At 50.4% G+C, this 11,669-nt stretch carries 14 protein-coding genes; 3 read left to right on the forward strand and 11 right to left on the reverse strand.

What is annotated here, in order from left to right:
• The 4 genes from BLV85_RS12860 to BLV85_RS12875 form a co-directional block, all read right to left on the reverse strand.
• Nucleotides 1-314: transposase (locus BLV85_RS12860; RefSeq protein ID WP_342707106.1), on the reverse strand; the 314-nt coding region annotated here is incomplete at its 3' end.
• Nucleotides 315-658: 344 nt separating this feature from the next.
• Nucleotides 659-997: a type II toxin-antitoxin system VapC family toxin gene (locus BLV85_RS12865; protein WP_218132845.1), complete on the reverse strand. Its 339-nt coding sequence runs from the start codon at nt 995-997 to the stop codon at nt 659-661.
• Nucleotides 994-1,197 carry a hypothetical protein gene (locus BLV85_RS12870; protein ID WP_090415647.1) on the reverse strand — a complete coding sequence of 68 codons (204 nt, stop codon included), beginning with the start codon at nt 1,195-1,197 and terminating at the stop codon, nt 994-996. Before BLV85_RS12870 ends, BLV85_RS12865 begins: the two co-directional genes overlap by 4 nt.
• 11 nt (nt 1,198-1,208) lie before the next feature.
• Nucleotides 1,209-1,403: a hypothetical protein gene (locus BLV85_RS12875; protein WP_143032347.1), complete on the reverse strand. Its 195-nt coding sequence runs from the start codon at nt 1,401-1,403 to the stop codon at nt 1,209-1,211.
• A 112-nt stretch (nt 1,404-1,515) separates the two neighbouring features.
• Between BLV85_RS12875 and BLV85_RS12880 the strand changes: the two genes are divergently transcribed.
• Nucleotides 1,516-1,722 (forward strand): ArsB/NhaD family transporter, encoded by a 207-nt coding sequence (locus tag BLV85_RS12880; protein ID WP_425433811.1) that lies wholly within the window; start codon nt 1,516-1,518, stop codon nt 1,720-1,722.
• On the opposite strand, the gene BLV85_RS12885 is transcribed toward BLV85_RS12880, so the two are convergent.
• Nucleotides 1,702-2,514 carry a M90 family metallopeptidase gene (locus tag BLV85_RS12885; protein ID WP_090415649.1) on the reverse strand — a complete coding sequence of 271 codons (813 nt, stop codon included), beginning with the start codon at nt 2,512-2,514 and terminating at the stop codon, nt 1,702-1,704. The two genes, BLV85_RS12880 and BLV85_RS12885, sit on opposite strands and share 21 nt — an antisense overlap.
• Nucleotides 2,515-2,737: 223 nt before the next feature.
• Here BLV85_RS12885 and BLV85_RS12890 point away from each other — a divergent pair, with 223 nt between their 5' ends.
• Entirely contained in the window at nt 2,738-3,229 is a 492-nt protein-coding gene (locus tag BLV85_RS12890) for an SRPBCC family protein (protein WP_090415650.1), read from the forward strand.
• A gap of 74 nt (nt 3,230-3,303) precedes the next feature.
• Here the strand turns inward: BLV85_RS12890 and BLV85_RS12895 are convergent, their stop codons facing one another.
• The 6 genes from BLV85_RS12895 to BLV85_RS15320 all read right to left on the reverse strand — a co-directional run bounded on the left by BLV85_RS12895 (nt 3,304) and on the right by BLV85_RS15320 (nt 9,893).
• On the reverse strand, nt 3,304-3,963 hold the full coding sequence (locus BLV85_RS12895; RefSeq protein WP_090415651.1) for an arginine N-succinyltransferase: 660 nt from the start codon (nt 3,961-3,963) through the stop codon (nt 3,304-3,306).
• 60 nt (nt 3,964-4,023) lie between these two features.
• On the reverse strand, nt 4,024-4,830 hold the full coding sequence (gene rsmA / locus BLV85_RS12900) for a 16S rRNA (adenine(1518)-N(6)/adenine(1519)-N(6))-dimethyltransferase RsmA (RefSeq protein WP_090415656.1): 807 nt from the start codon (nt 4,828-4,830) through the stop codon (nt 4,024-4,026).
• 209 nt (nt 4,831-5,039) lie between these two features.
• On the reverse strand, nt 5,040-6,053 hold the full coding sequence (pdxA, locus tag BLV85_RS12905; RefSeq protein WP_090415652.1) for a 4-hydroxythreonine-4-phosphate dehydrogenase PdxA: 1,014 nt from the start codon (nt 6,051-6,053) through the stop codon (nt 5,040-5,042).
• A gap of 87 nt (nt 6,054-6,140) precedes the next feature.
• Nucleotides 6,141-7,463 carry a peptidylprolyl isomerase gene (locus tag BLV85_RS12910; protein ID WP_245725216.1) on the reverse strand — a complete coding sequence of 441 codons (1,323 nt, stop codon included), beginning with the start codon at nt 7,461-7,463 and terminating at the stop codon, nt 6,141-6,143.
• A gap of 59 nt (nt 7,464-7,522) precedes the next feature.
• The gene (locus tag BLV85_RS12915) at nt 7,523-9,625 is read right to left on the reverse strand and encodes an LPS-assembly protein LptD (RefSeq protein WP_245725217.1); all 2,103 of its coding nucleotides are present in this window, start codon (nt 9,623-9,625) and stop codon (nt 7,523-7,525) included.
• Nucleotides 9,615-9,893 (reverse strand): hypothetical protein, encoded by a 279-nt coding sequence (locus BLV85_RS15320; RefSeq protein ID WP_176974041.1) that lies wholly within the window; start codon nt 9,891-9,893, stop codon nt 9,615-9,617. Before BLV85_RS15320 ends, BLV85_RS12915 begins: the two co-directional genes overlap by 11 nt.
• Between BLV85_RS15320 and yoaA the strand changes: the two genes are divergently transcribed.
• A complete protein-coding gene (gene yoaA / locus BLV85_RS12920) occupies nt 9,874-11,619 on the forward strand; it encodes a DNA repair helicase YoaA (RefSeq protein ID WP_090415655.1) in 1,746 nt (581 codons plus the stop codon). The genes BLV85_RS15320 and yoaA overlap by 20 nt on opposite strands.
• Nucleotides 11,620-11,669: the final 50 nt, after the last annotated feature.

An 11,669-nucleotide genomic window follows, 5' to 3' on the forward strand; every position in this document is an offset into this window, starting at 1 on the left:
CTTGCCATGCTGTCCCGGCACAGGTTGGCAAATACGCCAACCTGGCAATTGTCTACCTTCCCCAGACGGCCGTTCCATTGCCTCGCAACCCCTGCTGAGGCTTCACCCTTCTTCGCAAAACCACTCTCATCAATGATCAAAGTGGCTTTGTCGCCACCCAATAGCGCGTCCGCTTCACGCGCGATCTGTGCACCAAATCCATGCCAATCAATTGCACCAGATGTCAGCATGTGTTGCATAGCCTGGTGATCAACCCCGTTTACTTCGCCCATGCGCAGCATGGTCGCCCGATCGGATTGAAACAGTCCACGCAGATAACCATAAAACGTCGCTGTTGCATCGCGCGTCGAGGAGACGAAAAATGATGAAAATGAAGATAAATGCGCGCCAAGCGCTTCTGGGAGCCCCTGTAGGGCAGATTTGAGAGACTGTTTAGTATTTTCACGACATGATCGTGATTAACATATATAAAATAATGACTTATTATACATAAACTGGATGCCTCATTGGAATTATTTGAATCTGACAAAGTAGAATTAGGCTTTGGATTAAAGGGGCGGTCATGGATTTATTGGGTTGGCTGCACGTGTTTTAGCCACCTACCAAATCACTTGCAAGCCAAATTGATTGTATTGACCGAAATGACCATCTTTAGAAATCAAAACCAGATCATTTGATATCGCTTGCCAATTAACATCCTGTCAAATGGATCTTTATGCGCAATTTTGGGCAGCTTATAAAACAGTGCAGCCTCTTCGAATGACAAAATCATTCTTTCAAATCCCATCTCATCCATAACTGGCAATAAATCACCGGGTTTACAGCCCAGATTCAATTTACCCAGCGAATACTTCAACGAAATTTCCCACAAACTGATACTGCTGACAAATACTGGGTTATTGGTGTTTTCCAATACAGCCAGCGCTTGCGCGCCCAACTTCTCGGGCTGCCACATCGACCAGAGCAGGCTGTGGGTATCCAGCAAATAGCGTTTCATGATTGCAAAAATTCGTCGTCCGTCATTGAAAAGTCCTCACCTAACTCAAACGCCACCTTATCTTTCAACAACCCCAATGGACGCTTTTTGATCGGCGTTACTTTTAATGAGCGGACAAATTTTAATGTCGCTTCGACTTTATCCAGCGGCAACGTGTGGATTTCGTTCAACACCGCTTGTTCAATTTCGATTCTGTTCATTAGCGATCTCTCTAAAAAATTTGGATTCTTAACAATACCGGCTGGATGGCCGCTACCCGTTGGGCCTCGCCAAGACGGTGTTTGAAATTGCTGATGACCATTGTTTTCTGCCGTCTTTGCGAGCACAGCGAAGCAATCCAGCCTAACGTCAGCTTGGCTTCGATACCGAGTCGCTTGCCAAGATGCTTGCGGTTTGGAAAAACCATTCGTATCCACATACGCCATCCTGCGGTACGATCACTCAAGTTCAGCATTTCCAAACGGCTTCTCAGTAACAATGCCAATTTGCCTGTCGAATACCGGTCAATCAAGGAGGCGATGATTTACGCCAACGTAATTGGTAGTGATTTGGGTCCGAAAATTACGCCTATCGGTTCGCTGGCCACACTGCTGTGGCTGCATGTCCTGGCGCGCAAGGGTGTAACCATCACCTGGGGTTATTATTTCAAGACAGGCCTTGTACTGACCATTCCGGTGCTCGCCGCAACGCTGGCTGCACTGGCGCTACGCCTGAGTCTCGCTTGACGCCAGTCCCTCCATGCTGGTTGATGTGACCCAGCGCATTGCCGGATCCTGGCGGTAGAACGCGGCCAGCTGCTGGTATACCGCTGGAAGATAGCGCTTGAGCTGCTGCGGCCTGACAAAAAAGGCTTCGCTCAAAACCGCAAAAAATTCTGCCGGGCTTTCGGCCGCGTAGGGGTCGACCACTTTCTCGCGACCCCGCTCGACCCGCTCACAAAAATCTTCGTAAGCTTGGCTAAAAATCGCTGACCAGGCATGCCGATTCATCGATCCGTGCAAGACAGGAAAACCGTTGGCGGCACCCGTGAGCATATCCAGCTTATGCGCGAATTCATGTATGACAACATTGTAGCCTCGTGTGTTGTGCACGTTTCTCACATCCTCCCATGACAGAATAACCGGTCCGGCAAGCCAGGATTCACCTGAAGCAACCATGTTTATACGGTGAACAATACCATTCTCGTCGGCATACTCATGGTTGAGAATGAATTGTCCAGGATAGAGAATCACTTCCACCCAGTTGTCGTAATAATCAAGATCGAGTTTCAAAATCAGCAGACAGGCCTGCACGGCAATCATGACCCGCATTTCTTCCGTAATGATGAAATCCTGTGCGCCGGTGATTTTCTTATCATGCAAAAACAATACAGCCAACTGTCTCAGCTGCGTGATCTCCTCCACACCCAGCCCGCGCAGAAAATACAATCTTGCCAATACATCCTGCCAGACTGCATCGGGAATCGATTCACGCTTGAGAATATAGCGCCGTCGCCAGTTTTTAAGGGGAAAGATCATAGAAGATTCAAGGCTTGCTTGCTGTGAAAAAGAGATTATTATTGATCGGGGGTGGCCAGTCATTTATTTGACGTACAACCATTGCTGTCTTCCAGCACGCCCACTCTTCAGTTGCCCGGCAGTATTCATCCTGGTGGATTGGACAATCTTTCCAGAGAAAAATTAACCATCCACAATCACATTGAACCTGGTTCTCAACCAATCAACGGGAGGGCCATACAGCATGTTCAAACTAGGTCCGGCCGAACCGGTCGTCGGCAGCGCCCATATTCTAACCGAATGTTCGGCCGACGAACTCTTCCGATATATTGGCAAGGAACTCTTCCGCAATTATCCAAAATGGTCACCAGAGATCAAAGCGCTCGAACAAATCACACCTGGTCCGGTGGGATTGGGTACAGAAGGACGGCAGGTACGCATCGACCTGGGGCACCGCACAGAGTCCCGATTCATCATCTCCGCATTTGAACCCGACACACGTTTAACAATAGTGGGTGTAACGGATCCATTCCGCTGTAGTTACGAATTACAAAATATCGAATCAGGCAAATCAACCAGACTGATATTTTCTTTTGAGCTACTTGAATTATTTGTGATTATGCGTCCTTTTGAAGAATTAATCCGTGTCACCATCAGGGATGGCGCTGAGCGCACAGTCCAGAATATCAAGCACTTGGTAGAAGCAGACAAAGCGAAAAACCTATCTTCCAGCTGAGAGCATGAGGCGGATGATTACCTGACTGGCATGATGCCCGTACCCATGCCCATTTCTTTCGCAACAGCAACGATTTATTCCTTGAGCTTGATATGGATGTTACCCTCTGTCACCTGAATATCCTCCACGCCTTCCGCGAAGGATTTCCAAAAACCTGGATCCACCCCGAACTCGCTAACCAAGTCAATGTTCTTGAGTCCACCCAGCCAGGCGTTGGGAATCGGGATACCCATGATGCTGACACCCTTGAGAATGATAACCGGTTTATCATTCTGAAAGGCCATCCCAATGCCCGTATTGAATCTCAGCGTTTTGCCCCCAAGCACCGGGAAGTCCGCATCCAGTGGAATCAGTAATTTTGCGCTGACCAGATCCTCTGCCAGATCGATCGCCAGTTTTTGCGCCAGATCGGTATTTTTTGCCAGCAACGCATTCATTTCACGCTCGGTGAAACTGATTTCGCGACGCGCACCTTGCTCGCTATAGCGCTCAGGTTTAAGAAAACCACTTTCATCGATTTCATCATTGCCCAGGTCGTCCACCATCCGAGATGGCGACTGAGCATCGTAGCCCAGCATCTGCAACTTCGCCTGCAGGGCTTTCTCCTCTTTATCATTCAATGTCACGGGCTTGAAGGAAGAAACGAAGATATAGGTTGTCAGCACCCAGTAGGTTCCGGCCACAGTCACGACAATGGTGAGCAAAACAATCAGTAATACATGCGTCCAGTGCATAGAAGAAGTGCTTTTATGAATAATTGATCAAGCTTGTATATCGATGGGCGAATCGGTCAGTCAGGACTGGGCACACTTATCATGCCACCCATGCGATTTATTGTTCGACAGATAATCAGTTATCGCTGCAAATTGTTCGAGTGTCAAATTTTCGGCCCGAAGACCGGCATCGATTGCCAATCGCTCAAAATCGCTGGTTGTCAGATACCCACGCAAGGTATTGCGCAGCGTTTTGCGCCGCTGCGAAAAGGCTGTCGCGATCAGATCGGCAAACAAGCGTTCACATTCTACTGGAATGATGGGAGTTGCGCGCGGACGCATCCACACCACTGCGGATTGCACCTTGGGCGCGGGACGAAACGATTCTGGTGGTACGGATATCAGCTGCCCCATATCGAAGCGGTTCTGCAGCATCAACGATAAACGGCCATAGTCTGGTGTGGAAGGTTCAGCAACCATGCGCGCGACGACTTCCTGCTGCAGCATGAAATACATATCCCGGATATGCCCGCAAAACCGGGCCAAGTGAAACAATAGCGGCGTGGAAATGTTGTACGGCAAATTGCCAACGATACGCAAATCATGGCCAAGCTCGGCAAAATCGAACTTCAATGCATCACAGTTGTGAATGATCAGATTCTTGCCAGCATAAGTAGATTTCAAATGATCAACGATATCCCGATCGATTTCGATGACTTGCAGCGTATCGACAATATCCAGCAACGGGCTGGTAAGTGCCCCCAACCCCGGCCCGATTTCAACCAGCCGGTCCTGGCTGTGCGGTTGGGTAACGCGAATGATTTCAGCAATGATATAAGGATCGATTAGAAAATTCTGACCGAAACGTTTGCGGGGAATATGCCGCATCATAAAATAGTTCCGAGAATGGTTAATGCCTCTTAATGACTTCCATAAAATGCATGAAACCCAGGAAATGGCCTGACTGGATTGGCAGTGCATCCCTTGTATCCGGGCAGTCCCTGGCTCGTTTCAACGCAGGGAACGAAGCGGGTCGTTGCATCTTTCCCGAATACGTAACAACGTATGCCCAAGTTATTCATTAACGAGCCCTTAAATTAACCCCTGTTCACTGGATGCAGCGGCGTGGCTTTGACCAGGGTCAGCGCCATCTGGATGGCGGCACGCATGCTGCCGGGGTCGGCATAGCCTGTACCCGCCAGCTCCAGAGCAGTGCCATGATCAACCGAGGTGCGAATAATCGGCAACCCCAAGCTGACATTCACCCCGCTGCCAAAGCTGGCATGCTTGAGGACTGGCAATCCCTGGTCATGGTACATAACGAAAACACAATCATATCTTTCGAGCTGGGAAGGATTGAACATTGTGTCCGCTGGCAAGGGACCCAGCAAATTCATGCCTTCGGCACGCAATTTTTCCAGCACCGGAATAATAGTTTCGATTTCCTCTCGCCCGAGATGGCCAGACTCTCCGGCATGTGGGTTCAGTCCGGCCACAGCGATGCAGGGATGCCTGATGGCAAAGCGCGCGACAAGATCGTGGTGAATGATGCGCAGCTTCTGCTCCAGAGACTCGGGTGTAATAGCTGCGGGCACATCTTTCAGCGGCAAGTGCGTGGTGGCGAGCGTGACACGCATGCCGCCACCAGCCAGCATCATGACTGCCTGGCTTTGAGTCAATGCCGAAAGATATTCGGTATGGCCAGAAAATTTAATGCCTGCAGCACTGATAATGCCTTTATGCACCGGGCCTGTCACCATGGCATCGGCCCTATGCATGCTGCATGCTTCGACCGCATATCTGAGGGTATCAAGGACATAGGTTGCATTAGCCGGATCAAGCTTGCCCGTATCGACCGGGCTGTTAACGGGAACATGCATGACATGCAGCCTGCCCGCCTGATGCAAGGTGGGCGGTTGGGCCAAATCGCATGCGTCCAACTGCAAAGGCAGTTTCAGCATATGTGCCCGCTGATCCAGTAAATTCCGGTCAGCTATCACGATCAATTGGCAAGGCCAGGCTTGTTGCGCTACCTGGACACACAAATCGGGACCGATCCCGGCAGGTTCGCCGGCAGTCAGTAGCAATCTTGGAATAAAAGTATTAGTCAAAATTAAATCCAGTCAAAACAAACAAGAGAAAGTAGCCGGCCAGCGGTCTGCCTCACCAGCCAAACGTCGCAAGAAGCTGGCAGCTGGTTAGCTGTCTTCGACTTTATACTCGATATAAGCTTGGTCTTTAAGCTGCTGCAGCCATTCCTGGATAACTGCTTCAGCCTTGCGTCCATGTATCGCCCGGCGCGCGGCTTCGCGATGCTGCTGTTCACTGATATCTTGCGATCGGTGCTCGATCACCTTGATCAAGTGCCAGCCAAAGGGTGTTCTTACGGGCCCGCTGATCTGGCCAGGCAGCAATCTGCGCATGGCTTGCTCGAAATCGGGTACGGTATCGCCCGGTGAAATCCAACCCAGATCACCGCCTGAAGTAGCACTGGCGTCTTCCGAGTGAGATTTTGCCATTTCCGAAAAGTCCGCGCCCCTATCGATACGCGCCTTGATCTGCATGATTTGACGATAGGCATCGTCTTCCGACGTCAATTCACTGATTTTGATCAAAATATGCTGTGCATGTGTTTGATCGATGATCACCACAGGCATTTCCTGCTGTCGCCGTTCCAGTAGCTTCAAAATATGAAACCCTACCGGGCTGCGCACGACAGGCGTCACGTCACCAGGTTGCATGCTAACCAGCAACTCGCCAAACAACGGCCCCATTTGCCCGATAGGACGCCAATCAAGTTCTCCGCCTTCCATGGCATTGGGTGCGTCGGAAAATTCGGCCGATACCTGAGCAAAGCTCTTGCCCTGCAGCAGATTTTCCAGCGCAGCCTCAGCGCGCTCTCGCCGCGCCTCTATTTGATTTTCATCCATCTGCTCGGAAACCTGTACCAATATATGGGCAAGACGATATTCCTCATTACCGATGGACGACGTTTGTTGAGTATGCAAAAAATTATCAATTTCGCTCTCGGTAACATTGACCCGGCTGTTGACTTCCTGTTCTTTCAGCCGGACCATCAAAATTTCTTCTCGGATTTCTTCTCGAAAGATTCGCAAATCGGTGCCTTCCTGGGCAAGTGCCTGACGGAATCCCTCCATGGAGAGATTGTTATCCTCTGCAATCTTGCGTATCGTCTGATCCAAATCCCCATCACTGACAGACAGCCCCAGCTCCTTGGCTCTTTGCAGCTGGATCCGTTTGAGTATCATGCGCTCCAGCAGCTGATTCTCCAACACTTCCATGCGTGGCAGCTGTGTGCCCTGTCTTTGTAATTGGCGCATGGTATTCTGGAGCACCTCATTGATTTCTTGTTGGGTAATGACTTCCTCGTTCACCACCGCGACGATATGATCGATGGGTCTGATCCGATGATCATAGGCATCTGCATTCTGTGCAGCGATATCGGTCATCATGCTTGCAGCAAGCAATCCGAGGGTCATAAACGAGCTAATTTTCATCATAATTCCTAAATGACAATCTCTGTTCATATCGCAAATGGCAGTCGCGTCCCAATCGCTGCTTATTGCAGACTCGTGCGCGTATAGCCGGGTATGCCTTGTTGCAACACCCGTATGGGATTTGTGCCAATTTTCATCAATCCGTTCAGTTCCAGTTGTACAAAGACAGCAGTGGAGGTCTTTTGTTCAGCCGTTGCGAATCGGTTGGCAACCAGGCGTAATGACCAACAGCAGGCGTTATATTCCAGACCCAGCAATCCGGCCAGCAACCGGTCATCCTTTAAGGAATAGTTGACGCTGGCCATTCCCTGCCAGTTTTTCCTGAATGGCCACTGCGTTGAAATGTCCACCTGTTCAAATACATCTCGCGTATAGCGATAGCCTGCATTGATGACCTTCCCGGGGGCAGGATGGTAGCTGATCCCTGTGCGCACCTTCTCTGTCAGAAAATTGTTCTGGTTGAGCTGTATCCCGGCATCAGTCGTGATATGCGGCGAGAGGCTGCCCGAGAGCTCGGCAATGAAGTCCGATTTCGTACTGGTGGCCTGATCGCCAAGCACCAGTCTCCGCTCCCTAAACCGAACCTTTTGCCCCACTGAAAAACGCAATCGTTCGTTACCCGTGGCAGATTGGATCATACGCGAGGTCAGGGCCAAGGTAATCTCATTGGAATCGTTGATCCGGTCTTCCCCACTGAAACGTCTTTCCGTAAAAATCTGAGCGAAACTGAAGTCCATTTCCGCAGAATCGAAATTCGGCAAAAAGTTCTGATCCTTGTAAGGCGTGAACACATAGAACAGCCGGGGCTCGATGGTTTGCACAAAACTTTCATTCCACATGGTCGTGTCACGCTCAAACACCAGTCCACTGTCCAGGCTGAGTATCGGCAGTGTCCGATCCGGATGTTTTTCTCCCGTGGCAGTAGGACGATTCAGGTTGTAACGGGTATGGTGCACTGCAACACGAGGCCTGATATAGCCATAAGAGGTCTGTAACGGCATGCTTATACTGGGATAGAGCGCCAGACGCAAACCATGCTGCAAGCTAGGATGAGAAAAATTTGTCCAGCTGCCGGCAAAATCGAAATCCAGACCATAGACGTTGCGTTTGGTTGCATTCAGCATGAATTGCGGCAAGCGTTTGTAAGGAGAAATGATTCTTGCCCTCGGATCCTGGATAGTCTGAAATTGTTGCAGCAAGGCATTGAACATGAGCGAGCCGTCACGCCCCAGCCCGCTGTAATAGGACGCTGTCGCTTGTTGCAACAAGTTGGTCTGTGAGGTAAAGGCAATATTGTTACTCAAATCGCGGAAATAATTGTCATCCGAAACCCGGTTGTAATGCAGCGCGCCAAACCACCCGCTTCCCAACCAGTGGGTATGGTTAAGCGCTAAGGCATAGCGCGTGCTATTGGTCACAGTATCGTCTGGCAACAGATCGAAGAACAGCTGGCCTCCCAGAGTAGGCTTCAGATAGCGGAATTCATTGTTAAACATAAGCCCGCGTTTGCTCATGTAGCGAGGCGCGATGGTGGCATCGTAATTAGGCGCGATATTCCAATAAAACGGGATCGAGACCTCAGCCCCGCTGCGTGCAGTATTTCCGATGACAGGTGCCAGCAAACCGGTTTTCCGCTGTCCGCTCAGAGAGAAATTCATCCACGGCACGTAGAGAATCGGAACGTCTTTGAAGCGAACCGTCACGCTGCGGGCGGTACCGACCTGCTTTTCATTATCTATTCTCAAATCATCCGCCAGAATATACCAGTCATCATTATCGACCGGGCAGGTCGTATAATTTCCCTTTTTCAATCGGTAATGGTCTTCGCCTTCCAGCAACAATAAATTGCCGCTGCCCCGCCCGCTGCCGTCTTTAATGAAATAGCGCGGGTCGGTCAATTCCCCTATTTCTGTCTGCAGATTCAACTGCAAATAGCTGCCCTGCAGAATATCATCGACACGTTCGAACAAAATATTACCTTCGACTTCCAGATCTTCCGTATCCTGATAATATTTGATCCGGTCAGCCGTCAATACCTGATCACCGCGACGCACCCGCACATTGCCAGTCGCTTCGATTTCCTGCTGGTAGTAGCCATCAATTTGATCCGCGTCGATATATATCGGACGATTGTCATCGGTTTGAAACAATGGGTCAGCACCCATTGCACCAGTCGGCAGCATTAACAACAAGACATGAAACAGTATACAAAGTGTCAGCGTCTGCATTTAAGACAAAATTTCCAGCGGGATTCTTATGAGTAATGATCGTTGTGATCGGCGACCATCCCCAAATCTCATCGGGATGGATAATCGGGTAATATTCTAGGTTTTGCAATCTAGCTGCTTGTTTGTCGGGAAAAATATCTCCTGCTTGTTTTGCCAAGACGCCATTATCCGATAATTTTTTTTTAATGTCCGATCTCTCTGCCATTTTTTCTACTCACGGCTTACTCGCCCAGGCCATTCCGGACTATCGGCCACGTCCGCAACAACAGGAAATGGCACAAACCATTGCACAAACCATCGCGAATCAGGAAATTTTAGTCGCCGAAGCCGGCACCGGAACAGGCAAAACTTTCGCTTATCTGATCCCGGCACTGCTGTCAGGCGGGAAGGTGGTTTTGTCAACCGGCACAAAGACTCTCCAGGACCAACTGTTTCTGCGCGATATTCCTACCATTCGTGCTGCCTTGAAGGTGCCGGCAATCATCGCCCTGCTGAAGGGGCGCGCCAACTATATCTGTCACTATCACCTTGAGCGTACCCTTGCATCCGATCAAATTCATTTTACCAATCGCAATGACGCGCGATATCTGCGCATGATCGAGCGCTATGCACAGCGCAGCAGCCATGGCGACAAGGGTGGGCTGGATCAAGTACCGGAACATGCAAGCATTTGGCAATATGTCACTTCCACGAGGGAAAACTGCCTGGGCACCGAGTGCCCCCATCACAAGCAGTGTTTCGTCATGGAAGCCCGCAAACAAGCGCTAGCCGCCGATCTGATTGTCGTCAATCATCATCTGTTTTTTGCGGATGTCATGCTCAAAGATGAGGGCCTGTCCGAATTGCTGCCTGCCTGCAATACCGTCATTTTTGACGAGGCACACCAGCTACCCGAAGTTGCCAGCCTGTTCTTTGGTGAATCAGTCAGCACAGGGCAAATACTCATTCTGGTACGTGATACCTTATCCGAGGCGACACAGGATGCGCAAGATTTCACGCCGCTTGCGGATGCTGCAGCTGCGGTGGAGAGCACTGCACGCGAACTGCATTTGACTGTTTCCGGAAAGCAGCAACGCTTGTCTTCGAATCAAGCCGAGCGGACACCCGGTTTTGTCGAGACACTGCACCGGCTACAGGAAACAATGACCCAATTTGTCGCTTTACTGGAAAGCCAGGCAGTTCGCTCACAGGGCCTGGAAAACTGCTGGCAACGTGCGCAAGTACTATTGGTGAAAATAAGGCAGTGGCGTGAGCCGGCAGAAACCCAGCACTTTGTCCGCTGGCTGGAGGCCTTCAGTCAGAGTCTGCAACTCAATGCAACCCCCATCTCCGTCGCGGAAATGTTCGGCAAGCAAATCCATACCAATGCGCGCGCATGGATTTTCACTTCTGCGACCCTGTCGGTCAAACAGGATTTCTCACACTACAACCAGATGATGGGGCTGGTTGATGCAAAAACGGCGAGCTGGGAAAGCCCGTTTGATTTTCAGAATCAGGCGCTACTCTATGCTCCCAACAAATTACCAGATCCCAACTCACCGCAATATACTGAAAATGTCGTACAGGCCGCCTTGCCGCTAATTCGGGCAAGTCAAGGCCGTGCCTTCTTTCTATGTACAAGCCTGCGGGCCATGCAGCAAGTGCATGCGTCACTGCAGGCCGTTTTCGAGCAAGAGCAACTGGCCTTCCCCTTGTTATTACAAGGGCAGGAAACACGCTCCGCCATGCTGGACCGTTTTCGCAAGCTGGGCAATGCCGTCCTGATTGGCAGCCAGTCTTTCTGGGAGGGTGTGGATGTACGGGGGCGCGCATTGTCGCTGGTAATCATTGACCGCTTGCCCTTTGCATCGCCGGATGATCCGGTTCTATCTGCACGGATCGAAAAATTCGGCTCGTCAGCAGAATCTGTGGGCGACATCCGGTTCAGGTAGCGCGCCAAGTGCATGATATAATGCGATTTCTGCGCCATGAAAGGTTCGAA

This window comes from Nitrosomonas halophila (assembly GCF_900107165.1).
In the GTDB taxonomy this organism is placed as follows: domain Bacteria; phylum Pseudomonadota; class Gammaproteobacteria; order Burkholderiales; family Nitrosomonadaceae; genus Nitrosomonas; species Nitrosomonas halophila.

Excerpts from the sequence above, each read along its gene's own strand:
- BLV85_RS12875 (WP_143032347.1), bottom strand. The coding sequence starts at position 1,403 with ATGGTTTTTCCAAACCGCAAGCATCTTGGCAAGCGACTCGGTATCGAA.
- BLV85_RS12885 (WP_090415649.1), bottom strand. The coding sequence starts at position 2,514 with ATGATCTTTCCCCTTAAAAACTGGCGACGGCGCTATATTCTCAAGCGT.
- BLV85_RS12915 (WP_245725217.1), bottom strand. The coding sequence starts at position 9,625 with ATGGGTGCTGACCCATTGTTTCAAACCGATGACAATCGTCCGATATAT.
- rsmA (WP_090415656.1), bottom strand. The coding sequence starts at position 4,830 with ATGCGGCATATTCCCCGCAAACGTTTCGGTCAGAATTTTCTAATCGAT.
- BLV85_RS15320 (WP_176974041.1), bottom strand. The coding sequence starts at position 9,893 with ATGGCAGAGAGATCGGACATTAAAAAAAAATTATCGGATAATGGCGTC.
- BLV85_RS12870 (WP_090415647.1), bottom strand. The coding sequence starts at position 1,197 with ATGAACAGAATCGAAATTGAACAAGCGGTGTTGAACGAAATCCACACG.
- BLV85_RS12890 (WP_090415650.1), top strand. The coding sequence starts at position 2,738 with ATGTTCAAACTAGGTCCGGCCGAACCGGTCGTCGGCAGCGCCCATATT.
- BLV85_RS12880 (WP_425433811.1), top strand. The coding sequence starts at position 1,516 with ATGATTTACGCCAACGTAATTGGTAGTGATTTGGGTCCGAAAATTACG.
- yoaA (WP_090415655.1), top strand. The coding sequence starts at position 9,874 with ATGTCCGATCTCTCTGCCATTTTTTCTACTCACGGCTTACTCGCCCAG.
- BLV85_RS12910 (WP_245725216.1), bottom strand. The coding sequence starts at position 7,463 with ATGATGAAAATTAGCTCGTTTATGACCCTCGGATTGCTTGCTGCAAGC.
- BLV85_RS12865 (WP_218132845.1), bottom strand. The coding sequence starts at position 997 with ATGAAACGCTATTTGCTGGATACCCACAGCCTGCTCTGGTCGATGTGG.
- BLV85_RS12895 (WP_090415651.1), bottom strand. The coding sequence starts at position 3,963 with ATGCACTGGACGCATGTATTACTGATTGTTTTGCTCACCATTGTCGTG.